General features: G+C 71.2%; 24 protein-coding genes. 12 read left to right on the top strand and 12 right to left on the bottom strand.

Going from position 1 to position 26,176, the window contains the following annotated elements; all coding sequences use genetic code 11:
- The first annotated feature begins 142 nt into the window (after nt 1–142).
- From WA670_RS37300 to catC, 4 genes are read left to right on the top strand one after another with little or no spacing between them, the layout of a single operon-like run.
- Nucleotides 143–1,051 carry a LysR substrate-binding domain-containing protein gene (locus tag WA670_RS37300; RefSeq protein ID WP_037812316.1) on the top strand — a complete coding sequence of 303 codons (909 nt, stop codon included), beginning with the start codon at nt 143–145 and terminating at the stop codon, nt 1,049–1,051.
- Nucleotides 1,048–2,151, top strand: a complete 1,104-nt coding sequence (locus WA670_RS37295) for a mandelate racemase/muconate lactonizing enzyme family protein (protein ID WP_037812318.1) — start codon at nt 1,048–1,050, stop codon at nt 2,149–2,151. The genes WA670_RS37300 and WA670_RS37295 overlap by 4 nt, the downstream gene beginning before the upstream one ends.
- A 32-nt stretch (nt 2,152–2,183) precedes the next feature.
- The gene (gene catA, locus WA670_RS37290; RefSeq protein WP_037812320.1) at nt 2,184–3,026 is read left to right on the top strand and encodes a catechol 1,2-dioxygenase; all 843 of its coding nucleotides are present in this window, start codon (nt 2,184–2,186) and stop codon (nt 3,024–3,026) included.
- A gap of 15 nt (nt 3,027–3,041) precedes the next feature.
- Nucleotides 3,042–3,320, top strand: coding sequence for a muconolactone Delta-isomerase (gene catC, locus WA670_RS37285; RefSeq protein WP_037812322.1), 279 nt, complete (start codon nt 3,042–3,044; stop codon nt 3,318–3,320).
- 1 nt (nt 3,321) lies between these two features.
- On the opposite strand, the gene WA670_RS37280 is transcribed toward catC, so the two are convergent.
- The 6 genes from WA670_RS37280 to WA670_RS37255 all read right to left on the bottom strand — a co-directional run bounded on the left by WA670_RS37280 (nt 3,322) and on the right by WA670_RS37255 (nt 9,700).
- Nucleotides 3,322–3,921 carry an ABC transporter ATP-binding protein gene (locus WA670_RS37280; RefSeq protein WP_336160979.1) on the bottom strand — a complete coding sequence of 200 codons (600 nt, stop codon included), beginning with the start codon at nt 3,919–3,921 and terminating at the stop codon, nt 3,322–3,324.
- Between the two features lie 14 nt (nt 3,922–3,935).
- Nucleotides 3,936–4,598 (bottom strand): ABC transporter ATP-binding protein, encoded by a 663-nt coding sequence (locus WA670_RS37275; protein WP_336160978.1) that lies wholly within the window; start codon nt 4,596–4,598, stop codon nt 3,936–3,938.
- Complete coding sequence (locus tag WA670_RS37270) at nt 4,585–7,236, bottom strand: ABC transporter permease (RefSeq protein WP_336160977.1); 2,652 nt, start codon at nt 7,234–7,236, stop codon at nt 4,585–4,587. The genes WA670_RS37275 and WA670_RS37270 overlap by 14 nt, the downstream gene beginning before the upstream one ends.
- Nucleotides 7,237–7,315: 79 nt before the next feature.
- Nucleotides 7,316–8,110: a crotonase/enoyl-CoA hydratase family protein gene (locus tag WA670_RS37265; RefSeq protein WP_238605485.1), complete on the bottom strand. Its 795-nt coding sequence runs from the start codon at nt 8,108–8,110 to the stop codon at nt 7,316–7,318.
- Nucleotides 8,100–8,519 carry a Zn-ribbon domain-containing OB-fold protein gene (locus WA670_RS37260; RefSeq protein WP_063697733.1) on the bottom strand — a complete coding sequence of 140 codons (420 nt, stop codon included), beginning with the start codon at nt 8,517–8,519 and terminating at the stop codon, nt 8,100–8,102. The genes WA670_RS37265 and WA670_RS37260 overlap by 11 nt, the downstream gene beginning before the upstream one ends.
- Nucleotides 8,516–9,700 (bottom strand): thiolase family protein, encoded by a 1,185-nt coding sequence (locus tag WA670_RS37255; RefSeq protein WP_043835779.1) that lies wholly within the window; start codon nt 9,698–9,700, stop codon nt 8,516–8,518. The genes WA670_RS37260 and WA670_RS37255 overlap by 4 nt, the downstream gene beginning before the upstream one ends.
- A 218-nt stretch (nt 9,701–9,918) precedes the next feature.
- Between WA670_RS37255 and WA670_RS37250 the strand changes: the two genes are divergently transcribed.
- From WA670_RS37250 to WA670_RS37235, 4 genes are all read left to right on the top strand, one after another.
- Complete coding sequence (locus WA670_RS37250; protein WP_134728618.1) at nt 9,919–10,980, top strand: acyl-CoA dehydrogenase family protein; 1,062 nt, start codon at nt 9,919–9,921, stop codon at nt 10,978–10,980.
- Between the two features lie 2 nt (nt 10,981–10,982).
- On the top strand, nt 10,983–12,164 hold the full coding sequence (locus WA670_RS37245; RefSeq protein WP_134728617.1) for an acyl-CoA dehydrogenase family protein: 1,182 nt from the start codon (nt 10,983–10,985) through the stop codon (nt 12,162–12,164).
- 21 nt (nt 12,165–12,185) lie between these two features.
- Nucleotides 12,186–14,561, top strand: a complete 2,376-nt coding sequence (locus WA670_RS37240; RefSeq protein WP_336160971.1) for a CaiB/BaiF CoA-transferase family protein — start codon at nt 12,186–12,188, stop codon at nt 14,559–14,561.
- 376 nt (nt 14,562–14,937) lie between these two features.
- Nucleotides 14,938–15,864, top strand: a complete 927-nt coding sequence (locus WA670_RS37235) for a LysR family transcriptional regulator (RefSeq protein WP_037812333.1) — start codon at nt 14,938–14,940, stop codon at nt 15,862–15,864.
- A 25-nt stretch (nt 15,865–15,889) separates the two neighbouring features.
- On the opposite strand, the gene WA670_RS37230 is transcribed toward WA670_RS37235, so the two are convergent.
- The 5 genes from WA670_RS37230 to WA670_RS37210 all read right to left on the bottom strand — a co-directional run bounded on the left by WA670_RS37230 (nt 15,890) and on the right by WA670_RS37210 (nt 21,657).
- On the bottom strand, nt 15,890–16,318 hold the full coding sequence (locus WA670_RS37230; RefSeq protein ID WP_037812335.1) for a MarR family winged helix-turn-helix transcriptional regulator: 429 nt from the start codon (nt 16,316–16,318) through the stop codon (nt 15,890–15,892).
- A gap of 33 nt (nt 16,319–16,351) precedes the next feature.
- Entirely contained in the window at nt 16,352–17,545 is a 1,194-nt protein-coding gene (locus WA670_RS37225; RefSeq protein WP_134728615.1) for a CaiB/BaiF CoA transferase family protein, read from the bottom strand.
- A 69-nt stretch (nt 17,546–17,614) separates the two neighbouring features.
- Nucleotides 17,615–18,382, bottom strand: a complete 768-nt coding sequence (locus WA670_RS37220; RefSeq protein WP_336160968.1) for an NPP1 family protein — start codon at nt 18,380–18,382, stop codon at nt 17,615–17,617.
- A 72-nt stretch (nt 18,383–18,454) separates the two neighbouring features.
- A complete protein-coding gene (locus WA670_RS37215) occupies nt 18,455–20,287 on the bottom strand; it encodes an FUSC family protein (RefSeq protein ID WP_336160966.1) in 1,833 nt (610 codons plus the stop codon).
- 182 nt (nt 20,288–20,469) lie between these two features.
- A complete protein-coding gene (locus WA670_RS37210) occupies nt 20,470–21,657 on the bottom strand; it encodes an FAD-dependent monooxygenase (protein WP_336160964.1) in 1,188 nt (395 codons plus the stop codon).
- 136 nt (nt 21,658–21,793) lie between these two features.
- Here WA670_RS37210 and WA670_RS37205 point away from each other — a divergent pair, with 136 nt between their 5' ends.
- The gene (locus WA670_RS37205) at nt 21,794–22,261 is read left to right on the top strand and encodes a MarR family winged helix-turn-helix transcriptional regulator (RefSeq protein WP_037812343.1); all 468 of its coding nucleotides are present in this window, start codon (nt 21,794–21,796) and stop codon (nt 22,259–22,261) included.
- Nucleotides 22,262–22,267: 6 nt separating this feature from the next.
- On the opposite strand, the gene WA670_RS37200 is transcribed toward WA670_RS37205, so the two are convergent.
- Nucleotides 22,268–23,188 (bottom strand): hypothetical protein, encoded by a 921-nt coding sequence (locus tag WA670_RS37200; protein WP_336160962.1) that lies wholly within the window; start codon nt 23,186–23,188, stop codon nt 22,268–22,270.
- A 96-nt stretch (nt 23,189–23,284) separates the two neighbouring features.
- Here WA670_RS37200 and WA670_RS37195 point away from each other — a divergent pair, with 96 nt between their 5' ends.
- From WA670_RS37195 to WA670_RS37185, 3 genes are read left to right on the top strand one after another with little or no spacing between them, the layout of a single operon-like run.
- Nucleotides 23,285–24,343 (top strand): hypothetical protein, encoded by a 1,059-nt coding sequence (locus WA670_RS37195; RefSeq protein WP_336160959.1) that lies wholly within the window; start codon nt 23,285–23,287, stop codon nt 24,341–24,343.
- 10 nt (nt 24,344–24,353) lie between these two features.
- Entirely contained in the window at nt 24,354–25,172 is an 819-nt protein-coding gene (locus WA670_RS37190; RefSeq protein ID WP_336160957.1) for an alpha/beta fold hydrolase, read from the top strand.
- Between the two features lie 21 nt (nt 25,173–25,193).
- Nucleotides 25,194–26,168, top strand: a complete 975-nt coding sequence (locus WA670_RS37185; RefSeq protein ID WP_336160955.1) for a pirin family protein — start codon at nt 25,194–25,196, stop codon at nt 26,166–26,168.
- The last annotated feature ends 8 nt before the right edge of the window (nt 26,169–26,176 follow it).

Raw genomic sequence — 26,176 nt, 5'->3', positions numbered from 1 at the left:
CCAGGGCAAGACCCAGTCCTGACCTAGGGTGTGATTATTCGATGTCGTTTATCAATCGCGCGTAAATCGCTCCTTGTCTTCACTCAATGCCGGAACTTACGGTGAGCGGGACCACGCGAGGAGCCGGTGAGGAGGCAGCCCGATGGAACTGCGCCACTTGCGGTACTTCGCCGCCGTCGCCGAGACCTGCCACTTCGGCCGTGCCGCCGAACGCCTGCACCTCGCCCAGCCCGCGCTTTCGCACGCGATCCGGCAGCTGGAGGACGAGCTCGGCGTCGCCCTGCTCAGCCGCACGACGCGGCAGGTGCAGGTCACCCCGGCGGGCCGGTTCTTCCTGGCCGAGGCCCAGCGGATCCTGGACGCCGTCGAGGCGGGCGCGCGCGGAGCCCGGCGCATCGCCGACGGCCGCCGCGGACTCGCCCGGATCGGCTTCACCGGCACCGCGGCGCTCTCGCACCTGCCGCAGGTCGCCCGCGCGCTGCAGCACCGGCTTCCCGAGGTCGAGCTCGAGGTGCACGCCGACCTGCTCACCGGCGAGCAGTGCGAACAGCTGCGCGACGGCACCCTCGACATCGGCGTGCTGCGTCCGCCGGTCACCGGCGGAGACCTCGACCTGCGCATCGTCGAGACCGAGCCGCTCGTGCTCGCCGTCCCGGCCGACCACCGGCTCGCGGTGGAACCGGTCGTGGCGATGAGCGATCTGCGCGCCGAAGCTTTCGTCACCTATCCGGCCAGCTACTCCGTCGTCAACGAAGCGGTCCTGCGCAGCTGCCGCGACGCCGGATTCACCCCGCAACGCGAGCACGAAGCGGCCGGCACCGCGGTGCTGCTCGCGCTCGTCGCCGGCGGTCTCGGCGTCGGCGTCGTCCCCGCGTCCGCGCGGGCGCTGCCGCTGGCCGGGGTCGTGTTCCGCGACCTCGCCGGGGCGGCCACCGTCCAGCTCGCGCTCGCCTGGCACCGCGACCGGGCCTCGGCACTGGTCCCGGCCGTGCTCGACGCGCTCGGCGAGCTGTTCCCCGTCGAAGTGCCCGTGTCAGGGAGGACACGATGAAGATCACCCGGGTGGAGGCGATCCCGTTCGCCATCCCCTACCGCAAACCGCTGCGTTTCGCTTCCGGCGAGGTGCACACGGCCGAGCACGTGCTGGTCCGCGTGCACACCGACGACGGCGTGGTCGGCGTTGCCGAGGCACCGCCCCGGCCGTTCACCTACGGCGAGACGCAAGCCGGGATCGTGGCCGTCATCGAGACCGTGTTCGCCCCGCAAGTGGTGGGCCTGAGCCTGCTCGAACGCGAGACCGTGCACGCGCGGCTCGGGCGCACGGTCGGGAACCCGGCCGCGAAGTCCGCTGTGGACATGGCGATCTGGGACGCGCTCGGGCAAAGCCTCGACGTCTCGGTCACCGAACTGCTCGGCGGCTACACCGACCGCATGAAGGTGTCGCACATGCTCGGCTTCGACGAGCCTGCCGCGATGGTCGCCGAGGCGGAACGGATTCGCGACAGCTACGGCATCACCACGTTCAAGGTGAAGGTCGGCCGCCGTCCGGTTTCCCTCGACACCGCGGTGGTCCGCGCGTTGCGGGAGCGCTTCGGCGCCGAGGTCGACCTGTACGTGGACGGCAACCGGGGCTGGACGGCCGCGGAATCCGCCCGCGCGATGCGGGAAATGGCCGACCTCGACCTGCTGTACGCCGAGGAACTGTGCCCCGCCGACGACGTGCTCGGCCGCCGCTGGCTCGTGTCGCAATTGGACGTTCCGTTCATCGCCGACGAATCCGCGGTGACCCCGGCCGACGTGACCCGCGAGATCCTCGGCGGGTCGGCCACCGCGATCAGCATCAAGACCGCCCGCACCGGCTTCACGCGTTCGCAGCGCACGCACCACCTCGCGGAAGGCCTCGGGCTGGAAGTCGTGATGGGCAACCAGATCGACGGCCAGATCGGTTCACTGTGCACTGTCGCGTTCGGATCGGCGTACGAGCTGACGTCGCGCCGTCCCGGCGAACTGTCCAACTTCCTCGACATGACCGACGACCTGCTCGCCGAACCGCTGTGCATCGCGGACGGCGAACTGGTCATCCGCCCCGGCGCCGGCCTCGGCGCCGCACTCGACCCCGGCAAGCTCCGGCACTACCGGCAAGACCGCTGAGCCGGAAAACCCCGATGGATCAAGGAGGATTCATGACTGCCACGCATTCCCCCACCGCCGCCGCGTCCGGAGCCAACGCCACCGAACGGTTCAAGAGCGACAAGCTCGCCGGCGTCGCGGGCACCCCGAAGGAACGGGTCAGCCTGCTCGCCCGCGAGGTGCTGGAGGCCGTGCACGCGACCATCCGCAAGCACAAGGTGACCTACGAGGAGTACAACGCGCTCAAGTCGTGGCTGATCAGCGTCGGCGAGGACGGCGAATGGCCGCTGTTCCTGGACGTCTGGGTCGAGCACGTCGTCGAGGACGTCGCCACCGAGCACCGCAAGGGCAACAAGGGCACCATCGAAGGCCCCTACTACGTGCCGGACGCCCCCGAGCAGGGCGCGCGCGGTTCGGTTCCCTCGCGGGAAAACGAGCCGGGCACGCCGCTCACCTGGACCGGACAGGTCACCTCGACCACCGGCGCGGCGCTGGGCGGCGCGAAGGTCGAACTGTGGCACGCGGACGCGGACGGGCTGTACTCGCAGTTCGCGCCGGACATCCCGGAGTGGAACCTGCGCGGCACCTTCACCACCGACGACGAGGGCCGCTTCGAAATCCACACCGTGCGGCCCGCGCCGTACCAGATCCCGACCGACGGCGCCTGCGGCAAACTGATCGCGGCGGCGGGCTGGCACGCGTGGCGTCCGGCGCACCTGCACGTCAAGGTGTCCGCGCCGGGCCACGAACTGCTCACCGCGCAGCTGTACTTCCCGGGCGACGAGCACAACGACGACGACATCGCCTCCGCGGTGAAGCCGGAGCTGCTGCTCGACCCGAAGCCCGCGGACAACGGCGAGACGATCGAATACAACTTCGTCCTCGACCCGGCCTGATTCGATCGGAGAACCATGCTCTACCACGTGCGGATGGACGTCCGCATTCCCCCGGACCTGGACCCGGCGGTCCGCGACGCCCTCATCGCGCGCGAGAAGGAGTACAGCCAGCAGCTGCAGCGCAGCGGGAAATGGCCGCACATCTGGCGGATCGCCGGCGAGTACGCGAACTACTCGGTGCTGGACGTCGCCGACCACGACGAGCTGCACCAGATCCTGTCGAACCTGCCGCTGTTCCCGTACATGGACATCCAGGTGACCGCGCTCGCGCGGCATCCGTCCAAAGTGGACTGACTCACTCGCCGACCGTCACCACCCGGTCCGCGTGCCCGGCCAGCAGCGGATCGTGGGACGCCACCACAACCGCCGTCCCGCGATCCGCTGCCCGGCGCAAAGCCGTCAGCACCATCTCGGCGTGCGCACGGTCCTGATGCGACGTCGGCTCGTCCGCCAGCAGCACCAGCGGACCCGCCGCCAAAGCCCGCGCCACGGCGCCCCGTTGCTGTTCCCCGCGCGAAACCTCGCTCGGCAGCCGATCCGCCAGCTTCGCGAGGTCCAGGGTTTCCAGCAGTTTCGACTGATCCGGCGGCTCCACCGCGGTCCGTGCGGCGAACGCGAGGTTGTCGGAGACCGTCAACTCCTCGAACAGCGCGATCGACTGCGGCACGAAAGCCAGCGCGTGCCAGGGCTGTTCCGAAACCGGCACGTCCGGCATCGGCGGATGCGCGGTGACGGTCCCGCTGTCCGGCTTGTCCCAGCCGCCCGCGATCATCAGCAGCGTGCTTTTCCCCGAGCCCGACGGGCCGGTCAGCGCGACCAGTTCGCCCGCCGCCAGCTCCAGGCTCGTGTGCCGCAGCACCGGCATCCCGCCGTGCGAACGGCTTACGTCGGACACGCTGAGCAGCGCATTCACCGGACTCTCCCGTCCACCAGCTCCACCACGTCATCCGCCGCCTCGGCCAGCACCGGATCATGGGTCGCAACCACAACAGTCTGGCCCGACTCCGCCAGCGCACGGAAAGCCTCCGCCACCAACCCGGCCGACGAACGGTCCAACTGAGCGGTCGGCTCGTCCGCCAGCACCGCATCCGGGTCGCCAACCGCAGCGAAGGCCAGCGCGGTCCGTTGCTGCTCACCGCCGGAAAGCTGACGCGGACGGTGGCTGCGGCGGTGGTCCAGACCCAGCCGCTCCAGCAAGGCCAGGGAAAGTCCCGTGCCGCGCATTTTCGCGGCCAGCTCCAGATGTTCTTGCACTGTCAGGTAATCCAGCAGATTGTCGACGGGATTCTGGAAGACGTAACCGATCCGCCGTCGCCGCACCGCCCGGCGCGCTCGCGCGGACAACGCGGTGACGTCGGTGCCGCCGACCTCGACCCGGCCCTCGTTCGGTCGTTCCAGGCACGCCAAGAGACGCAGCAAGGTCGATTTGCCGGAGCCAGAGGGGCCGACCAGCGCGGTGATCCGGCCGTGTGCGGCGGCGATCGACACCTCGTGCAGAGCGGTCAGCGAGCGACCGGCGGTGCGATAGCTGTGCGTCAATCCGGTACCCCGGACAGCATCAGGCAGTGTCACGCAACACCTCCGAAGGCAACGCCCGCGCAGCCGCGCGTTGGGCCGCATAAGTAACGACAAGCGCGACGACCACCGCCGCGAGCAGCAATTGCCCACCCGGTCCCCACGGCACCGGGATCACTGTGCCGGGCGGCGTCGCCGGATCGAGGTCGTAACCCTCGTAAGTCACCGAGACCGCGACGGCCGCGAACCCGACGCCCAAAGCGAATCCGGCCGCCAGCAACCCGCCGACCTCGTACGCGAGCGCTCGCCAATGCGCGCCCGAGGTGATGCCCATCCGTCGCAAGAGGACATACGCTCCGCGCCGCGCGCGAGCCCGGGCGTTGAGATACAACAACAGTCCAATTAGGACTACCACACCGACCAAAGCGGACACTGCGGTCAAGAACGCGAAGGTGTAAGTGACTCCGCCGTACACGCCGTGCGCGGTGACGTCGGTCGCGCGGCTCACTGTCCCGGCCGGAACCCCGGCTTTGCCCAGTTCCGGCAGCACTTGCGCTGGATCGCCGCGCGCCCACAGCTCGCGGTGCACGCTCTCTCCGGCGAACTTGGCGAGAATGTCCTTGCGCAGCAGCAGTTCCGGGAACCCGGCGCTCTTCCCGGGCAGCTGCGCCACCGTGATGACGCGCAACGGCAGGTCTTTGCCGCCGATGCTCAGCGTCGCCTGCGCGGGTGCGTCCGGGACCCCGGCGATGATGCCGACCGCATTGTCGCCGGACAGTTCGTCCAGCAGCTCCGGCAGGGTCGGCCCGCTGAGGTGGTCGTCCCAGAACGCGGCTGAGCCGAACGTCGCCGGGTCGACGCCGAGCACGTTCACCGTCTTGCTGCCCAGGTACGCCGAGTCGTAGCGGTCGACCAGCGCGGCTTGCCCGGCGAGGCCGGGCGGGATCGCGGCGGGGCCGGTCAGATGCACCACGACGTCCGAGCCGACCACGAGCTGACCCTCGTCGGCGAGCGTGCGCTGGACGGAACTGGTGACGGTGGTGGCGAAAATCGACAGCGCCACCGGTACCGCGGTTGCCCCGACCAGCACGGCTGCCGCTGCGGGGGCCGAAGCCAGCCGCCGCCAGGCCAGGAACGCCACCGCGCGTTCCCGCCGCACCGCACGCACGCGCGGCAGGGTCAGCCGCACGACCCGGGTCACCAGCATCGCCAGGCCCAGCACCAGCAGCAACGGCACGACGATCAGCCGCGGCGGGATCCGCGCGACCGAGCCCGCCTGGCCGAGCCCGGTCTGCGTGCCGTCGCCGAGCGCGAAGTAGCAGACCACGGCGGCGACCAGCGGGAGGATTTCCCACGGCAGATGCCGGATCCGCGACGTGCGCGCGTCGAACATCGCCCGCGTGCGCAAGACGACCGACCCGGCGATCCCGGCGAGCGTCGCCAGGAACGCGACCGCCGCGCCGCCGATCGAAAAGCCGAGCGCGGACGACGTCACCAGCGGGCTCGGCCCCAGCGCGCTCACCAGCCCGCGCGCGGCGAACCAGCCGCCGACCGTGCCGAGCAGCGCGATGGAACTCAGCTCCAGCAACGCTTTCCCGGCCAGCGCACCCGGCCCCGCCCCACGCGCGGACAGCACCGCGAGCTCGGCCCGGCGGCGTTCGACCCAGAACGACCCGACCGTCGCCGAAATCACCAGCCCGGTGAGCGACCCGGCGACGCCGATCGGCACGACCGTCGCGGCGAGCGAGGATTCGACCTGGTCCGCGCGGTCCGCGATGCCGCCCAGCGACGACGTGAACTGCATCCGGCCGCGCTGCGCGAACAGTTCGGGAGTATTTTCGGTGCGCTCGCGCACCCGTTCCAGCCCGGCGATCGTGTCCGGTGCGTTCGCGGTGGTCAGCCCGTTCTGGTCGACCGAGGCCTCGAGCATGCTGCCGACGCCCGAATCGGCCGGGGTCAGCCCGAACAGCGCGTCCCGCGACACGAACCCCACCGGGAAGACCGGAGCCTCGCTCAGCGGATTCGGCCGGTACAGCGGCTGCAGATGACACCAGAACGGCTGGTCAGGCAGCTCGCGCAGGTCGCGGTACACCGCGGCGACCGGCATCGTCGCCACCGGCGCTCCCGGGGGCACCCCGGTCCGCGGGCTCCAGCCGCCCTGGATCGCCACCTGGTCGCCCGCGTGCAGCCCGCGCGCCCGCGCGAACTGGCTCGGCACCCAGATCCCCTGGCCCTTGCCGCCCTCCAGCACCTGCAGGTGCGCGGCGAAATCGTCCTGGGCGACCAGCCACATCGCGGACTGCTCGGGGTTCGGCGAGCCCGGCCGGACCGGGTTGACCTTCGCGCTGCTGGTCAGCGTCGACCGCACGCCGGACAGCCGCGGCACCTCGCGAGCCGCGTCCCGGGCGACGGCGAGCCGGGCGTCGTCGAGCGCCTTCCCGGTCGGTCCGGTCGCGCCCGGGTACGGCTGGGACATCGGCAGCCCGCCGGACCACTCCGCGCCGACCGCCCACTGGCACGCCCGGCTCATCTGGTCGTGCAGCGTCGCGTTCCCGGCCGACGACAGGAACAACGCCACTGCCGCAGCGGGCAACGCGACGAGCACCGCCGCCGCGATCGCCGCCACGACGACCGCTGGTTGCCGCCACCCCGTTTTCGGCGCCCGCGTCCACGGCGTCGCCCCCCACCCGCGCATCTGCCGAGTCTGCCACGATCTCGGCCCCGGCGGGTGCCGGTCGATGCGCACAGAGCGCGTTTTCCCGACTACAGAACGCTTACTTCGCCTGCCAGACCGGCGCGCGCTTCTCGACGAACGCCAGGGTTCCCTCGCGGACGTCCTCGCTCGTCATGACCCCGACGGCGTTCTCCCGAGTGTTGTCCCAGTCGCTGTCGTCGGCCGCGATCGCACCGTCCACAATGCCCAGTGCGACGCGTTTGCTGGCCTGCACCGCGAGCGGCGCGTTCGCGGCGATCTTCTCCGCCAGCGCCAGCGCCTCGGTCAGCACGCCGGCGTCCGGGACGACGTGGTTCACCAGCCCCAGCGCCGCCGCGCGGGCGGCGTCCAGGGGTTCGCCGGTGAACATCATCTCCATCGCGATCTTCTGCGGGATCTGCCGCGGCAGCCGGAACACCCCGCCCGCCGCGGCGAACAGGCCGCGTTTCACCTCGGGCAGCCCGAATTTCGCCGATTCGGCCGCCACCACCAGGTCGCTGGCCAGCGCGAGTTCGGTGCCGCCGCCGAGGGCGAATCCGTTCACCGCGGCGATCGTCGGCTTCGAAATCGGGTGCCGCACGTAGCCGGCGAAGCCCCACTCCTCGTGCCCGGGCGCGGCGAGCGATTCGCCCCGCGACACGGCTTTCAGGTCGGCGCCGGCGCAGAACGCGCGCTCCCCGGCGCCGGTCAGCACGACGACGCGCGTTTCCGGGTCCTGTTCGGCCCGGTCCAGCGCGGTGCCGACGAGTTCGCTCAGCTCGGCGTTGACCGCGTTCATCGCGTGCGGCCGGTTGAGCGTGACGACCAGGACGTGTCCGCGCTGTTCGACAAGCGCGGCCGGGGCGTCAGCGGGCATGACCGTCCTCCTCCGCCGGTGCGAAGACCGGCACCTTCTCGTGGTCAGATTCGGGACCGGAGGGCACGAACACTGCCCGCACCGGCAGCTGCCAGAGGTCCGCGTCCGGGTCGGCGTCGAGCCGGCACCACCACCACGGTCCCTCGGCCAGCTCCACGATGCCGACGACCACGCGCTCCGGCTCGCCGCCGTCGCGCGCCCGCTTGTGCACCACCGACCACGACACCACCGTGCCGGTTCCGGCGGCGGCCGTCCACTCCAGATCGTCGTCGGGGTCCGGAACCGTGCGCGGGTCCAGGTACTCGCCGGTGCCGCGCCGCCGCAGCAGCCGGAACTCGCCGACCGCAGTGCCGTCGAAGAACGCCGCGGACTCCTCGTCGCGGGCGACTGGGTTGATCCGCACTGTCATGCCTCCGTTCCGAGCACGAGCGTGCTGTGGTGGTCCAGAATGCCGCCGTTGCCCGAAACCAGCACGGTGTCGTGCTTCGGCACCTGGCGTTCGCCGCCCTGGCCGCGGGCCTGGATGATCGCCTCGGACAGCGGCGTCATGCCCCACAGGTAGTAGGACGACAGCTGGCCGCCGCCAGTGTTGACCGCGAGCTTGCCGTCCGGGCCGAGCATGCCCGGCGTCGCGACGAACTCGCCGCCTTCGCCCTTGCCGCAGAACCCGTAGTCCTCCAGCGTGAGCAGCGCGGTGAAGGTGTAGCAGTCGTAGATCTCGGCGACGTCGATGTCCTCGATGGTCACTCCGGCCATCTCCATCGCCGCCGGGCCGGACTGCGCCGCACCGCTCACGAGACCGAGGTTGTCGTTGCGGCGGAAGGAATTGCCCGGGTGCGCTTGTCCCCAGCCCAGCACCTGCACCGCGGGCTGGGCGAGTTCTTTCGCCCGCTCGGCGGACGTCACGATCACCGCCGCACCGCCGTTCGACACCAGGCAGCAGTCCAGCAGGTGGAACGGTTCCGCGATGAACCGCGACGCTTGATGATCCGCCAGGGTGATCGGATCCCGCAGCTGTGCCAGCGGGTTCTTCGCCGCCCACGCGCGCTGCGCGACCGCGATCGCGCCGAGTTGTTCGCTCGTGGTGCCGTAAGTCTTCATGTGCCGTCGCGCGGCGAGGGCGTAGAACGAGTTCGGCCCGGCGAAACCGCTGGAGCCCAGCAGGCTTCCCCAGCCGGTCGGGGTCGTGCGCCGTCCGCCGTAGGCCGCGCCGGTCGCTTTTCCCTCCTTGAGCGGCGCGTCGGCGAAGACGCAGGCCACGGTGTCGGCCATGCCCGCTTCGACGGCCATCGCGGCGTACTGCACCATCGCGCCCGCCGTCGAGCCGAACGCCTGCATCTGGGTGAACAGGCGCAGGTCGCGCAGTCCCAAGTCGACTTGCAGGCTGAGGTCCACGCCGGGCGTCGTGCCGGCGGACACCAGCAGCCCGTCGATGTCGGACAGCCCGATCCCGGCGTCCGCGGCTGCCCGCCGGACGGCCTGCGCGGCGAACTGCCGCGCGCTCGGACCGTAGACTTTCCCCAGCTCAGTGAGCCCGAGACCGGCGATTGCCGCCCTCCGGCGCGCCGGGGTCTCCCGCCTGCTCGTCATCATCGCACTCCGTTCCCGACCGGTGGTCGCACCTCCACGTTCGCATCCCGCTGACGCGGCGTAAACGACCGGTCGGGACACCGGCAGATGTGCGCCCGCGACACGTGCGCCGATGTCGCTCCCGGAAACCTGCCGGTGTCGGAATCCGTGATGTACATCGCGGATTTCCGCGCCCAGCATGGGAATCGAGACCCGACGACGGGAAAGGCGGTCCGGCGATGGCGATCAGCGCCGCGGAAACCGAACAGCTGCGGGAGGCGGTGCGCGACCTGCTCGCGGACCGCTGCACGGAGTCCGACGTACGCCGCGTGATGGCGAGCGACTCCGGTTACGACCCGCAACTGTGGAAACAACTGGCCGAACTGGGATTGCCCGGCCTGCTGATCGCGACGGAATACGGCGGAGTCGGCCTGGGCGCGGAAGAACTCGAAGCGGTGTCGGAGGAAATCGGGGCGGCGCTGCTGCCGTCGCCGTTCCTGTCCAGCGCGGTGCTGACCTCGACGCTCATCGACGCCGCCGGGTCCGAAGAGGACAAACGCCGTCTGCTACCCGCACTGGCCGACGGATCCTCGATTGGGACCGTCGCCGTCAGCGCCACCTGGACGCCCGAAAGCGTTGCGGTGCAAGCAAACGGAACTCTCACCGGGACCACGCCCTATGTGACCTTCGGCCAGGTTGCCGACGTCATTCTCGTGGTGGCTCGCACCGGCGACGACATCGGCATCTTCGAGGTCGCACCCGACGCGTCGGGTTTCACTCGCACCGCGGAGTCGGTATTCGACCCGACCGTGCGGCTGTCCCAGTTCACCTTCGCTGATACACCAGCGCGACGAATTGGTACTGCAGGCTGGGAAGCCGTGCAAAAAGCCTTGGACGTCAGCGTGATCGCACTCGCCGGAGAACAAGCAGGCGGTGCCCGGCAGATTTTCGAAACGACCGTCGACTACCTCAAAACCCGCGTCCAGTTCGGCCGCGCGATCGGCAGTTTCCAGGCGATGAAGCACCTCGCGGCGGACCGGCTCCTGGACGTCGAATCCGCGACGTCGGCCGCCCGGCACGCCGCGGCCGACGGCAGTCCCGGCGCGATCGCGCTCGCCGGGTTCGCCTGCGCGGAAGCGTACGAAACCGTTGCTCTGTCGGCGATCCAGATGCACGGCGGGGTCGGCTTCACCTGGGAACACCCGGCGCACCTGTACCTGCGCCGCGCCCGCTCCGGCGCACAGCTGTTCGGCGGCTCGCGGCTGCACCGGGAGCGCTACCTCGTCTCGAAGGGGGCCTGACCATGATCACCGTCGATCAACTCCGCGAAGAAGTCCGCGCGTGGCTCGCCGCCGAATGGACCGGGCTCGCCCCGGCCGAGGATCGCTGGAGCACCACCCCGGAACGCGTCGCGTGGCTGGAAAAGGTCGTCGCCGCCGGATACGCCGTGCCGACCTGGCCGGTCGAATGGTCCGGCCGCGCCTACCCGGCCGAGCTAGCCGACGTGATCGCGGCGGAGTTCGACGCCGTCGACGCACCCGGCGCCCGCCAGGACAAATACAGCATCCCGGCCAACACCGTCCTCGCGTTCGGCACCGAAAAACTCAAGAACGACCTGCTGCACGACGTCCTCACCGAACGCTCTCGGACCTGCCTGTTCTACAGCGAACCCGGCGCGGGCTCGGACCTCGCCGGCGTGCGCACCACCGCGGTCCGCGACGGCGACCGCTGGATCGTCAACGGCCAGAAAGTCTGGACGTCCGGCGCGAAAACCGCGGACTACGCGCTGCTGATCGCGCGGACCGACTGGGACGTCCCGAAGCACAAGGGCCTGAGCTACTTCGTCGTGCCGATGCACCAGCCCGGCGTCGACATCCGGCCGCTGGTGCAGATCACCGGCGAAGCGCACTTCAACGAGGTCTTCCTGACCGACGTCGAAATCCCGGCGGACTACCTGGTCGGCGAAGAGGGCAAGGGCTGGCGCGTGCTGCAGACCGCGCTCGCGTACGAACGCTCGATCATGGGCGACGGCGCGCGTGCCTCGCGGCACGGTTCGGTCGCCGACGACCTCGTCGAACTGGCGCGGGAACGCGGCCGCCTCGCCGACCCGGTCATCCGCGACAACCTGGCCACCGTGCTCGCGTTGCGCGAACTCAACGCGCTGAACAACGCCCGGGCGAAAGCCGCGGCCGAACAGGGCACGTCAAGTTCGGTGATGTCGCTGGGAAAGCTCGCGATGTCCGGCATCCTGCACGCCGAAGGGCGGCTGCGCACCGCCATCGCCGGTCCGGAAACCCTGCTGGCCGGGGACGAGAACCCGGTCGCCGACGACGTGAACTTCCTGGCGCTCAACGCGTTCTTCACGTCCATCGGCGGCGGCACCGACCAGATCCAGCGCACGATCATCGCCGAACGCGTCCTCGGGCTTCCCAAGGAACCCGAGATCGACCGCGACCTGCCCTTCCGCGCCGTCCGCCGCAGCTGAGCCCCGAGGAGGCTGGTTCCCTTGCCCGACACCTACGACCCGCCGCTGTCCGGGGTCCGCGTGCTCGATCTGTCGTCCGGCCCGATGACCGCGACGGCACGGCTGCTGGCCGATCTCGGCGCGCGCGTCACCCGGGTCGTCCTGCCCGGCGTCACCGACGAACGCACCACCGGACCGGTCGTCGACGGCGTCGCGATCGGCACCGCGATCGACCGGCACGGCTTCGCCCACGCCACCGCCGAACCCGGCTCGCACGGCTGGGAACAGCTGCTGGCCGACGCCGACCTGCTGATCGAGACCACTCCGCCCGGTTCGCGCGCCGAAGAACTGCTCGACGTCCCCGGCCTGCGCACCCGGCATCCCGCGCTGGTCGTCCTGTCGATCAGCGACTTCGGCCGCGCCACGACCCGGCGGCACTGGCAGGCCACCACGCCGGTGTTCCACGCGCTGACCGGCGAACTCTCCCGGTCCGGCATCCCCGGCCGCGCGCCGCTGCTGCCGCCCGGCGAACTGCCGTACCACGTCGCCGCCGCGCAAGCCGCGTTCCAGGCGGTGAGCCTGTACCTGGACCGGCTGCGCACCGGACGCGGCGACCGCATCGACTTCGCCGTCCTCGAAGGGGCGATGCAGGCGCTGGACCCGGCGTTCGGCATGGTCGGCAGCGCGGCCGCAGGGGTGCCGTTGAGCGACCTCCCGCGCGGACGCACCGAAGAACGCCACCGGTACCCGATTTTCCCGTGCCAGGACGGGTACATCCGGATCTGCCTGCTGTCGCGGCGGCAGTGGCGCGGGATGTTCGCGTGGATGGGCAGCCCGGCCGAATTCGCCGATCCGAAGTACGACCAGGTGCGCGAACGCTACGCGTCGCCGGACCTGCTGCCCGCGATCGGCCGCTTCTTCGCCGATCAGACCCGCGCCTCGCTGGAGTGCGAGGGCCAGCGCCACGGCGTGCCGACCGCTGCCGTGCTCACGCTCGCCGAAGCCCTGCACACCGACCAGCTCGCCGCACGCGGGTTCTTCCGCGACACCGAACTGTCCCCCGGACTCGTCGCGCCGGTCCCGGCCGGAATCACCGAGATCGACGGCCACCGCGCCGTCGCCGGCCCCGACACCGGCGCACGCGTCACCGCCGCGCCGATCCTCGCGGGACGCTCCCGGCGCGGCGAAGGACGTCCGCTGGAGGGAATCCGGGTCCTGGACCTCGGCGTGATCGTGGTCGGCGGCGACACCGGACGGCTCTTCGGCGACCTCGGCGCGGACGTCATCAAGATCGAGAACTCGGCTTTCCCGGACGGTTCCCGCGCCGCGCTGCCCGGCCTGATGTCGCACGGTTTCGCCGCCGGGCACCGCAACAAACGCGCCATCGGCGTCAACCTGCGCGATCCGGAAGGCCAAGCGCTGGTGCGGCGACTGGTCGCGCAGTCGGACGTCGTGCTGACCAACTTCAAACCCGGCGTCATCACCTCGCTCGGGCTCGACCGGGCCGCGCTGTCCGAGGTGAACCCGGGCATCGTCGTCGTGGACAGCTCCGCCTTCGGCCCGACCGGCCCGTGGGCCGCCCGGCTCGGCTACGGCCCGCTCGTGCGCGCCGCGACCGGACTCACGAGCGAGTGGATCTATCCGGGCGAACCGGGCACGTTCAGCGACGCCGTCACGGTCTATCCGGACCACGTATGCGCCCGGATAGGCGCGCTGGCCGCGCTGGCCCTGCTCGTCCGGCGCGAACGCGACGGCGAGGGCGGGTCGGTGAGCGTCGCGCAGTCCGAGGTGATGCTGAGCCACTTCGCGGACCGGATCGCCGCCGAAGACCTGGCCCGCCGGGGCCACCACCTGACCGAACCGGCCCACGACGCGCCGTGGGGCGTGTTCCCGACCGCCGGCGACGACGACTGGCTCGCCGTCACGGTACGGAACGACGCGGATTGGGGTGCGTTGTGCTCGGTGCTGGACCGCCCTGACCTGGCTGCCGACCCCGGTCTGGCCACCCGCTCCGGCCGCGCCGCTTCCCGGACCCGGATCGACGCCGCGGTGACCGAGTGGACGGAGCGGCATTCCCCGTTCGAGGCGATGGATCTGCTGCAGGCCGCGGGCGTTCCGGCCGGGGCGATGCTGCGGGCGGGTGATTTGCCGGAGTGGGAGCAGTACCGGGAGCGGCGGGTGTTTCGGGAGGAGTTGCATCCGTGCGCGGAGGAGCCGTACGTGCTGGAGAACGTGCAGATCCATGCCGCGCATGTCGCCGATCCGCCGACGGGGCAGGCGCCGTTGCTGGGCGAGCAGACGTTCGAGATCGCGGCGGAACTGCTGGGGTTGGGGGTCGCGGAGACGGCTGGGTTGGTCGCTCGCGGGGTGTTGGAGGCGCCTGAGGAGCAGGGCGGGCGGGCTGCTCGCGCCGGGTGATTTCCGGCGGGGCGAGCTTCGAGGCGAACGTTTGCTTCCCGCGAAGCCGCATCCGACGCCTCGCCGATGCTGCCGCCCGAGGATGCGGCGGGGCCGAGTGCCCGCCTGGCAGTCCGCCGCCCCAGGCCCGACGGAGCCAAGCGAAAGCACCCCGCCACGCCACAATCCGCCCGGCCGCTCGGCGAACCCGCCCCAGCCCCTCGCCGAGTGGCCAGGCACCCCAGAATCCAGCGGCCCGAACGAAGCCGCCCCGCCTAGCCGCCCAGCAACCCGCTAACCCGGCCCAGCCACCCCGGAAACCCGCCCGGCGCCCCGCCGAACTTCGCTCCCCGCCGTATGATCGCCGCAACCCGCTCGCCTCGCTGGACATTGGACGATGGAGATCGATTTCACCCGGCTGAAGTACTTCGTCGCGGTCGCCGACGAACTGCACTTCAAGCGCGCGGCGGACCGGCTGCGGATCACCCCTCCGCCGCTCAGCAAGCAGATCAAGCTGCTCGAACGCGAGCTCGGCGGGCCGCTGTTCGAGCGGCACTACCACGAGGTCCGGCTCACCGCGCTCGGCCAGGCGCTGCTCGGCCCGGCGCGGGCGATCCTGCGCCAGGTCGACGACCTGAAGGACATCGCGGCCGGAGTTCTCGAGGACGGCACGCCGATCCGGGTTGGGGCCACCGCGTACGCGCCGTCGGATCTGCTCGAGGACCTGGAAACCGCGGTCGGCGGGCTGGCCGCTCCGGCGACGTTCGAGGTCGCCGGTTCCGCCGCCGAGGTCACCGCGAAACTCGTGTCCGGGCATCTGGAGCTCGGGCTGATCCACCTGTCGGTCGAGGATCAGCGGCTGCGCGCCCGCACCGTCGCCGAGTACCAGGGCGCGATCGCGGTCCGCGCGGACGATCCGCTCGCCTGCCGCGACCTCGTGCACATCGAGGAACTGCGCGACCGCGAGGTGGTCATCGACTTCGCCCGGCCGAACCCGGTCATCCTCGCCGCGCTGACCAGGAGACTCGCCAAACGCGGCGTCCGGAACATCGTGCGCGCGGTCAGCGGGCGCGGCGGCGAACTCGAAATGGCCGCGCAGGTGTTCAACCGGCGGCTGGTCGCGCTCGTGTCCTACGCGCCGGCGTCGTTTATCGGCCGGATGTTCTCGCCGCCGGAGTTCAAGCTGGTCCGGATCGACGAGGACGGCTGGGAACCGAGCAGGCTCGCGCTCGCCTGGGCCGCCGACCGCGCCGCCGGGCCGCCCCGTCCGGCCGACCTCGCCGAGGCCCTTTCCGCGAAACTGGGCCCGATCCGCCGCGGCTGAGCCGGGTCCGTCCACAGTGGACCGGTCAGGACTCGACGAACCTGCTCAGCAACCGCCCGAACTCGGCCACGTCGCGGCTCGGCCAGTCGCGCAGCCGCTCTTCGAGCCGGTTCCGTTGCGCCGCACGGGTAATCGCCAGCGCGCGATGCCCGGCTTCGGTCAGCTCCAGCCGCTGCCTGCGCGAATGCCGCGGGTCCGGGCTGCGCACCAGCAGCCCGGCGGTCTCCAGTTCCGCCAGCTGCCTGCTCACCGTCGAGGGGTCGAGCCCGTACTCCTGGGCGAGATCCGCCGCGTGCGCGCAGTCCGCGAGGTCGATCGAGGACAGCATCGTGTACTGCACGAACCCGAGCCCCTCGTACAGTTCGTTCGAGCGCACCCGCGACCCGCGGGAAAACAGGATCATCGCGCGGTGGATAGCGTCCAGGGCATCGCCGTCGCGGTCTTCTCCCGGCATGTCCCCGCATGCTAGAGATGCACCATACAACTGTCAACGCGGCTCGGCGGCGATCCCCCGGCGCAGCAGGTCCTCCGCGTCGACCCCGGCTTCTTCAAGCAGCGCACGGGTATGCGCCCCGAACGCGGGTACGTCGCCCATCCGCGCCTCGACGTCCGCGAACGTCACCGGCGGCAGCAGCGCGTCGACGGTCGCGTGTTCGGTGCCGATCTTGCGCCAGCGGTCGCGGGCGCGAAGCTGCGGATCGGCCACGACGTCGGCCACCTGTTTCACTTGCGCCGCAGGGATTCCGGCGTTCGCGAGCCGCTCGTCCAATTCCACTGTGGACCATCGGGCGGTCTCGGCCGCGACCGCCGCGTCGCATTCCGCGCGGTGTTCGACGCGCTGCACATTCGTGGTGAATCGCGGGTCGTCGGCCAGCTGCGGGGCTTCGAGGACTGCGGTGACCAACGTCCGCCAGCCGCTGTCGTTCTGGACCCCGATCAGCATCTGACCGTCTTTCGTCGGGTACGCGTCGTAGGGGGCGATCGACGCGTGGCTCAAGCCCATGCGCGCGGGCTGGCGTCCGGAGTACATCTGGCTGTACATCGCGTAGCCCATCCACTCGACAGTCGCCTCCAGCATCGACACCTCGACCGTCGCGCCCTGCCCGGTCCGCCAGCGGCGCAGCAGGGCGGCCAGCACCGCTTGCGCGCAGTACATTCCGGAGGCGATGTCGGAGGTCGGGATGCCGGTCTTGACCGGGGTGTCCGGGGTGCCGGTGATGCCGATCAGGCCCGCTTCGGCCTGGACCAGCATGTCGTAGGCCTTGCGTTGTTCCCGCGGCCCGCCGGCGCCGTAGCCGGAGAGGTCGACGGCCACCAGTTCCGGATGGCCGGCGCGGAGTTCTTCGGCCCCGAACCCGAGCCGCGCGGCCGCGCCCGGAGCCAGGTTCTGGACGAAGACGTCGGCCCGGGCGATCAGGCGGTGGACCGCGTCGCGGCCTTCCGCGGTTTTCAGGTCTACGGCCAGGGATTCTTTGCCTCGGTTGAGCCAGACGAAGTGGGCGCCGGTTCCGTGCACGACATGGTCGTACTCGCGGGCGAAGTCGCCGCCGTCGGCGCGTTCCACCTTGATGACCCGCGCGCCCAGATCGGCCAGGGTGCGGGTGGCCAGCGGGGCGGCGACTGCCTGTTCGATGGAGACGACGGTGATTCCGTCGAGCGGGAGCGCGGAGTCCGAGTGCATGCCGATTACTATTACCCGGTTTTCGCGCGGGTGCCCGGGTGAGTTGTGTCGCGTGGAGCACCCGGAAAGCTAGCCGCGCGGGTCGAACGGGATGCCGGCCGGCTTCGACTTCTCCAGCAGGTCCTGGTACCGGCCGTCGCTGATCTTGATCGTCGCGGCGCCGAAGTCCGCGGCCATGAGGCGGTCGCGCAGCGCGCTCGACGGCCACCCGTCCCAGCCGACCAGCGGCGGATAGCGCCAATCGTGGTAGTGGTTCTCCGGCGGCTCGTCGTGGGCGTCGGCGAGGCGGAAGAAATGCGTGCCGGGGCCGTCCTTGTGGTACACCGCCTTCGGGTGGGCACCGTCGAAACTCACCTTCGACCGCGGGTACGTCACCTGCGAGGAATGCTGTGTGGTCGTCACGTACTCGACCTGGTTCGACGACTGGTCGATCCACGAGATCACGTGCTCCCAGTCGTGCCGGTGCCCGCCGAGGCCGCTGCCGTCGACGGCCTGGTCCTTCTCGAAATAGCTCGCGTACACGACCGCGCACCAGCCGTGGTTGCAGGTGGCGCGCGAGTAGGTCTGGGAGTTGTCCAGGTCGGACTGGTCGTGGCAGTTGCCGTTGACCGCGCCAGTCGTCTTGAGGCCGGGCGCGAGAGTGCCGTCCGGGCCGATCGCGGGGGTGGCGTAGCAACCGTCGCCGTCGTAGTCGTAGGCGGGCGAGAAGGATTGCTCGTATCCGTTGGCGTTCTGCGGCAGGTTGTGCGGCGGATCGGCGTACGCCGCGGACACCGGGAACAGCAACGCGACGCAGGCTGCCACCGTCGCGACGCGGGCGAGCGGGAGTTTCCTCATGTCCGGATGGTGACACCGCGAACGCGGAAGGTGAAGGGACGCAGGGGAAGCATCCGGTGTCCGCACGGACCTTCAGCTCGCGAGGACCTCCGCGCCGCGGTGCACGCGCAGCAGGTCAGCCCGTACGAGGTCGGCCAGCAGCCGTTCCTCCTCGTCCGCCTCCGACGGTCGCGGCGGCAGTTCCCCGCTTCCGGCCAGCGCGCCCGCCGCCGCCTCCGCGAAGGACGCCATCGTCGGCGACTGCCCGTCCCGCTGCAGCAGCGCGCCCGCCGAAGCCGCGAGACCGCGCAACCCCTGTCCGGCCTCTTCCAAGGCTTCTCGCTGCTCCGAAGAAGGCTCCCGGCTACCGGGTTCGGGGCTCAGCAGGTCCTGATGCGTCCGAGCCGCCGCGCGGAACCGCAGCCCGACCTCACGCCGGCCGCCTCCGCCGCGCAACCGCTCCGCCACCGACGCGAGCAGCTCGCCAGTTTCGGAGACAGCGTCGGAAAACCGTTGCGCCACCGAAGGTTTCGGCACCCCGGGCACCGCGGCGAAGCCGAACAACAGGCCGATCACCACCGCCAGCACGACCAGCAGCAGGTACTCCACGAGCACCGACACCGCGTCCAGATGCCGTGTCGTCGCGTTCATCCCGACGCTCATGAGCACCATGCACCCGTTGAACACCATGGGCTGCACCTGCATGAACGGAAAACCGACGAGCAGCGCGACAATCCCCAGCGGCAGCAACGCGCCCGGCGGCATCAACCACAACGCGATCGCCAGCACCACGGCCCCGGCCGCCGCACCGGCCGCGCGTTGCCACGCCTTCGCCAGCGTGTCCCGCCATTCCGGCTGCATGAGCGCGAACGTCGTCATGAGGAACGACACGGTGAGCGGATCGCCGGGCCGGAACGTCGCGATCACCGCGGCGACCAGCGTCCCCAGCGCGCACCGCACCGCGTGCCGCAATTGCGCGGACCGCCACGAGAACACCCCGGTCGCCTCTCGTCGCAAGGCCTCGCGGACGAGATGCCGCGGGAAGTCCACAATGGACTCGTCGCGGTTCAGCACGGCTTCCCGGATCGCGAACAACCCCGCCCACGCTTCATCAAGCAGCGCAGCGGTGTCGCCGGGCAACGCGACGTCCGGGTCGATCCGTTCGATCTCCGGCGGTTCCGAAACGGTCTTGGCCCGCACGGCTTCCGCCAGCGCCGCGACCTGTTCGTCCGCGGCGTCGAGCACACGGGAAACCGCCGCTGCCTGCTCTTCATCGAACGCACGCAGCCGGTCCCGCAGCAATGCGGCGGTGCCGTGGTACCGGGCGCCGCCAGCGAGAACCCGCGCCTGCCACGCGCGCGGCCGGTCGGTCACCCACAACCGCACCGCCCGCTCCGCGCTCGCGCGATCCGGTCCGGCGAGCGCGTCGGCCAGCGCGGTGCGGGTCGGCTTGCCCGGGTCGCTCAGGCCCATCAACAGCCGCAGCACGAACACGACCGCGACGGCCAGCGCCGGCGCGCAGACGATCTGCACCGGGCTGGCCGCCCCGCTCAACTGGAAGCCGTAGCCGAAAACCGAAGCCATGCCGAGTCCGAGCCCGACCGTCACGTACCGCGGCCCGAGCGCGGGCACCACCGCCGCCGCGAACACCACCAGCACGAGCAGCGCGATCGACGCGACCGGCGACACCTCGCCCAGCAACCGCGGCCCGGCCCCGCCGATCACCACCGCGGGCGCGAACGCCGCGAGCAGCCACAGATCCGGCCGCAACGGCCCGCCGGTGGCGGCGATGAAGCAGAACAACGCGGTCAGCCCGGCCAGCACCGCCGTCCCGCCGAGCCCGAGCGCCACCCCGAGCCCGGCCGTGCCGCCGACGACCACCAGAACCGCCGCAAGCATCCCGCCGCCGCGCGCAATCGCGTTCATCCCGCCCCGTTCCGTCACCGCGCAATGCCGCCGGGTAGCCTCGCACGCCGCGCCCGGTCGCCGCGCGTCGGGGAAAGCCCGTGCGGCGATCGCGGTTCAACCCCGGCAGGCACGCACGACCGCCCCACCACTCGCCCTCGTGCGCGGCAATTCCGGTTCTCACCGGCGCAGGCACGCACGATTCAGACGGTCGTGCGCTCCGGCGGCAGCGTCAGCAAGTTGTGCACCTCGCTGTGCTCCTCCCCCGGCAGCCCGTCCAGCGCCCGCAACGCCGCGCTTCGCGCCGCCACCTCCGCCTCGGTCCGCGGCGACATCAGCGCCGACCCGCCCGTCGCCAACGCCTGGTTGGCCTCCACGAACTCCCGCGACCGCCGCTCGTACGCCGCGAAAGCGACGTCGTGCGGGGCGTCCGCCAGCTCGTACGCCAGCAAGTACGCACCGATCATCGCGAGACTCGACCCCTGCCCGGACAGGAACGACGTCGCGTGCGCGGCGTCCCCGGCCAGCGCAACGCGTCCCTTCGACCACACCGGCATGTGGATCTGGCTGACCACGTCGAAGAACAGGTCGTCCGCCGAGCGCATCGCCTCGACCATCCGCGGCACCTCCCAGCCGCAGCCCTCGAAACGGCTCGCGACCAGTTCGCGCTGCGCGGCCGGGTCGGCGAACGCTTCGAAGGGCGCGTCGGCGCGGGTGAACACCAGGAACCCGTGCACGTGGTCGCCGTCGCGGTTGCCCGCGGCGTAGAGCGACGCCGACCGGCCCGCCACCGCCCAGGACCTGCCCTCGTGCGAGAGGCCGAGGTAGTTCGGCATGGTGAATCCGGCGAAGCAGTAGCCGAGGTAGCGGTGGAACTGCTCCTCCGGCCCGAACGCCAGCGAACGGGTCTTCGAGTGCAGCCCGTCCGCGCCGATGACCAGGTCGAACGTCTGGCTCCGGCCGCTGGCGAAGGTCACGTCGACCGCGTCGCCGCGGTCGTCCAGCGCGGCGATCGACTCCGAGAAGCGGAACTCGACGTCGTCGCGGACCGCGTCGTACAACAGGCTGGTGAGGTCGCCGCGGGCCAGTTCGATGTCGTGCCCGGCCTCGTCCCCGGTGATCACGGTCGGCGCGACGCTGTTCAGCACGCTCCCGTCCGCGTCGAGGAACGAGAGCCGCCGGGTGGCGACGTGCCGCTCCCGCGCCTGCTCCGCCAGCCCCATCCGCCGCAGCACCTCGACGGCCGGGCCGCGCATGTCGATCGGGTACCCGCCGCCGCGCACCGCGGCCGCCTTCTCCACCACGGTGACCGCGAAGCCGTACCGGTTCAGCCAGTACGCCAGCGCCGGACCCGCGATGCTCGCCCCCGAGATCAGCACACTCCTGCTCATGGTTCTCCCCTTAGTTCCCCGGCAGGCGATAGATGCCTACCTTAGGTATCATTTTCGAGACCGGCCGGAACCGCCTCGCGCGATCCCGGTGACCCAACTGTATACCTAAGTTAGGTATCTATTCAAGGAGCCCGCGATGTCCGCCGTCCCTTCCCTGTTCCGGGACCTGCTCCCCCGGCTGAACGAACTGAGCGGGACGCTGCGCCGGGGCAAGCTGTTCGAGCGCGCGGTCGAGGCGACCGGGCTGCCCCTGGAGCGGCCGGCGATGAGCGTGCTCGGCATCCTGCACATCGAGGACGCGCCGCTGCGGGTCGGCGAGATCGCGAACCGGATGAACGTCGTCGGGCCGCACGTGACGCGGCAGGTGCAGGGGCTGGAAAGCCGCGGGCTGGTGCGGCGCGTGGCCGACCCGGACGACCAGCGGGCGCGGCTGATCGAGCTGACGCCGGAAGGGAAAACGGCGGCCGAACGCTACGTCGCGGTCATCGAGGGCTGGTTCGCCGACGCGATGAGCGACTGGACCGCCGAAGACCGCCAGCTCCTCGACCGCCTCATGACGAAGCTGGTCGAGGACCTGACGGCCCGGCTGTCCGATCTGGACTGAACGGGATTACCGCGACATCCGCAGGAACTCCTGCTGCTCGCGGTCGTAGCGCTGGGTCAGGCCGTTTCCGTAGCGGTCCCACCAGTTCTGCGTGTGCCCGTTCTGCCGGGTGGTCGTGTCGCCGTAGACCTCGCGGTCGTATTCGATCCGCGCGTCGTGGAACTGCTGCTGGAATTCCTGCGGCGTCAGGCTCCGCAGATGCTGCACGGCGTCCGGGTCGAGGGTGCGCGCGCTCTGCACGATGTCCGCGCCGCCCATGTGGTTGAGGATCGCCCGGACGCCGCCCGCGCCGCGCATGTGCGCGCCGGACATGATCGCGGCCTGGGTGCCCGCGTCGGTGAACTCCATCGCCCCGGCGCGGCGCGCGTTCGCGGTCATCAGCTGCGCGACCACCGCGCGTTCTTCGGCGCTGCCGAGGCCGTATTCCCGGCGGGCGGCCATGATCTGGTCGTAGCCGTTGTGCATGCTCTCGCGGAAGCCGTACGCCTCGCGCACGCCGCCCTGTTCGCCGGTCGCGCCCTCGGACCGCATGATCGAATCGACGACCCGGTCGTCCAGCTGCTGCGGTGCGGCACCCCCAGCAGCCGCACCGCCGCCGCCGGCCCCGGCTCCCCCGCCGCCCGTGCCGCCGCCGTAGCCCTGGGCCACCGCGGTGTCGGCGTCGGCGTAGTTCCGCGCCGCGTGCTGCACCTTGCCGTTGACCTGTTCGATCAGCTTCACGAAATCGCCGAGCGAGGACACGAGTTTCGACTGCAGCAAGGTGTTCGCCGCGGCGACCCCGCTGCCGATGCCCGCGAACGACAAGGCGTCGATCACGAGCGTCTCGAGGTCGCGAACGGCCGAGAACGCCGCGGCGCCGAGGCCCTCCACGTTCTTCACGATCGCCGACACCTCGGCCGGCAGCACCCGGTAGCTTCCCGCTGTCATGCCCGTGACCCTCGCGCACCGGCCCGGGCGCGCCAACGGCCGAATTACCCACTTTCGAAGGGGATCGAATCGCTGCCCGGTGGGTACCTGGGCGGCATGGAGTCCGACGAGGACCGGCACGACCGGACCGACCACGAAATCGAGCTGCTCGCCGAGCGGCTTTGGGCCTGGTCCCGCGAACCGGACGGCGAGCGGGGGCCGGAGCTCGGCCCGCTCGCCGAGGCCGGGTTCGCCGTCGACGGCGGCGTCGCGCGGTACGGCTCCGGCCGTCCGTGCGTCGCCCTGCTGCTCCCGTCCGACCGGCACCGGGAGTTCGGGCACAACCTCGTCGCCGCGGCGGTGCTCGGCGCCGCGCTCGCCACCGCGGCGACGCTGGAATCCGGTTCCGTCGTCGTCATCGACCGCGCGGGCGACGAGATCGACGCGGTGCTGACTTTCCAGCCCGGCGTGCACACCTGGGCCGCCGCGCCGCTCGCCGCGCGGACCGAGCTGCGGGTGACCGTGCACGGGAATTCCGGGCCGGCGCCGGAAGACAGCACCGACGCGGTCGCCGGGCTGGTGCAGGTTTTCACCGCGATCGCCGCGCTGCGGGCCCGGCTGCCCGCCGGCGCGGCGGTGCAGGGAATCGTGACGCACGGCGGGGAATCCACCGATGTGGTGCCCGATTTCGCCGAAGCCCGCTTTGGATTGCGCGCGCCGGACTCCGCAACGCTCGGACACGTCGTCACCGAAGTGACCACCGCCGCCGAAGGTGCCGCGATGGCGACCGGGACCAAGGCGAACGTCGAACGGTTCGGCCCGATTCACGCGCGGTTCCAGGATAATCCGGTGCTGTCCGGGCATTTCGCCCGGCATCTCGCGGCGTGCGGGATCCATGCGTCCCCGTCCGGGTCCGCAGCGATTCCCGGCCGGCCCGAGGTCGGCGACCTGAGCGTGCGGATGCCGACGATCCACCCGTCCGTCGCGCTCCACGATCCGGTGCGCGCGGTCGGCAGCCGCGCGTTCGCCGAGGCGACCGGGTCGCCGCGAGCCCGGACGGTGCTGCTCGCGACCGCGTCGGCGTTGGCGCGCACCGCGTCGGACCTCCTCGCGCATCCCGCGCTGGTGCGCCAGGCTTGGGACAATTTCGCCGATCGAGCGCGGCGGGGTGGCTAGAGTCCTCCGCATGGGGACGACTGACTTGCCGCTGCCCGACGGCCGCAACCTTCGGATCCACGACAGCGAAGGCGACGGATTCCCGTTGGTGTGGCACCACGGAACTCCGCAATCCGGTCGCCTGCTGCCGCCGGTGGTCGAGGCCGCGTCCGCGCGCGGATTCCGGGTCGTTTCCTATGCGCGGCCCGGGTACGGCGGATCCACGCCGCAGGTCGGCCGCACGGTGGGCTCGGCTGCCGAGGACGTGCGCCAGCTGGCCGATGCGATTGACCTGCCGCGTTTCGCGGTGATGGGAGCGTCCGGCGGCGGACCGCACACGCTGGCTTGCGCCGCGCTGCTGCCGGATCGGGTGACCGCGGCCGTGTGCCTGGCCGGATTGGCTCCGTACTCCGAGGAGTACGACTGGTACGGCGGGATGGTCGACGACAGCTCGTTGCGGGCCGCCCGCAAGGGCCGCGAAACCCGGCTGCAGCACGGAGAAACGCAGGAATTCGACCCGACGAGCTTCACCGACGCGGACTGGGCGGCGCTGCGCGGCACGTGGGGTCCCCTCGGCGAGGACGCCGGGGCTGCCGGGGACGTGGCCGCGGAAGCCGACGACGACCTCGCGTACGTCGCGCCGTGGGGCTTCTCCGCCGCCGACGTGCGGGTCCCGGTGCTGCTGGTGCACGGCGGCGAGGACCGGATCGTCCCGGCCAGCCACAGCGAATGGCTCGTGCGGAACCTCCCGGACGCCGAACTGTGGCTCCGTCCGCGCGACGGGCACATCTCGGTGCTCAACGCGCTCCCGACCGCGCTCGACTGGCTGCGCCACCTCCCCGCCCGCTGACCGCCGGTTATCGTGTCGGGCATGAGCAACGTCGAGACCGACCCGGCCGAACTAGCCTGCGGCGGCGACCCTGTTGACCCCGGCAAGGTCGAGATCCTCGACGCCCGCTCCGTGCCGCTCGGCGGCCCGCGCGCGATGCCGGTCCGCCGCACGCTGCCGCAACGCCAGCGGTCGCTGATCGGCGCGTGGTGCTTCGCCGACCACTACGGTCCCGACGACACCTCCGTCAGCGGCGGCATGTCCGTCGGCCCGCATCCGCACACCGGGCTGCAGACGGTGAGCTGGCTGTTCACCGGCGAGATCGAGCACCGCGACAGCCTCGGCTCGCACGCGATGGTCCGGCCCGGCGAGCTGAACCTGATGACCGGCGGGCACGGCATCTGCCACGAAGAGGTGTCGACGCCGGAAACCACGACGCTGCACGGGGTCCAGCTGTGGGTCGCGCTGCCGGACGAGCACCGGCACACCGCTCGCGACTTCCAGCATTACGTCCCGCCGTCCACCGCCCTCGACGGAGCGACCGCACGCGTCTTCCTCGGCACGCTGGCCGGGGAAACCTCGCCGGTCAAGACCTTCACTCCGTTGCTGGGCGCGGAAATCGTCCTCGACCCGGGAGCATCGCTCAGCCTCGCCGCGGATCCGTCCTTCGAGCACGGCGTCCTGCTCGACACCGGAGAGCTCACCTTCGCGGGCACCCCGCTGCAGCGGGCCCAGCTCGGCTACCTCGGCATCGGCGCGACCACGCTCGACCTGCACAACCCCGGGTCGTCCCCAGCGCGGGCGATTGTGCTCGGCGGGCCGCCGTTCGGCGAGGAAATCCTGATGTGGTGGAACTTCGTCGGCCGCAGCCACGACGAGATCGCCGAATACCGCGAAGCCTGGGAGGCGAACTCCGACCAGTTCGGCGCGATCGAGCCGTACCCCGGCGGGCCGGCGCGGCTGCCCGCTCCCCCGCTGCCCGCGGTGCGGATCAAACCGCGCCGGAACCCGTCGTGAGCGGCTGT

This window comes from Amycolatopsis sp. VC5-11 (assembly GCF_037034185.1).
Taxonomy (GTDB): Bacteria; Actinomycetota; Actinomycetes; order Mycobacteriales; family Pseudonocardiaceae; genus Amycolatopsis; species Amycolatopsis nivea.
Note: the sequence above shows the minus strand (reverse complement) of the source record. Positions and strands in the feature narration are given on the sequence as shown.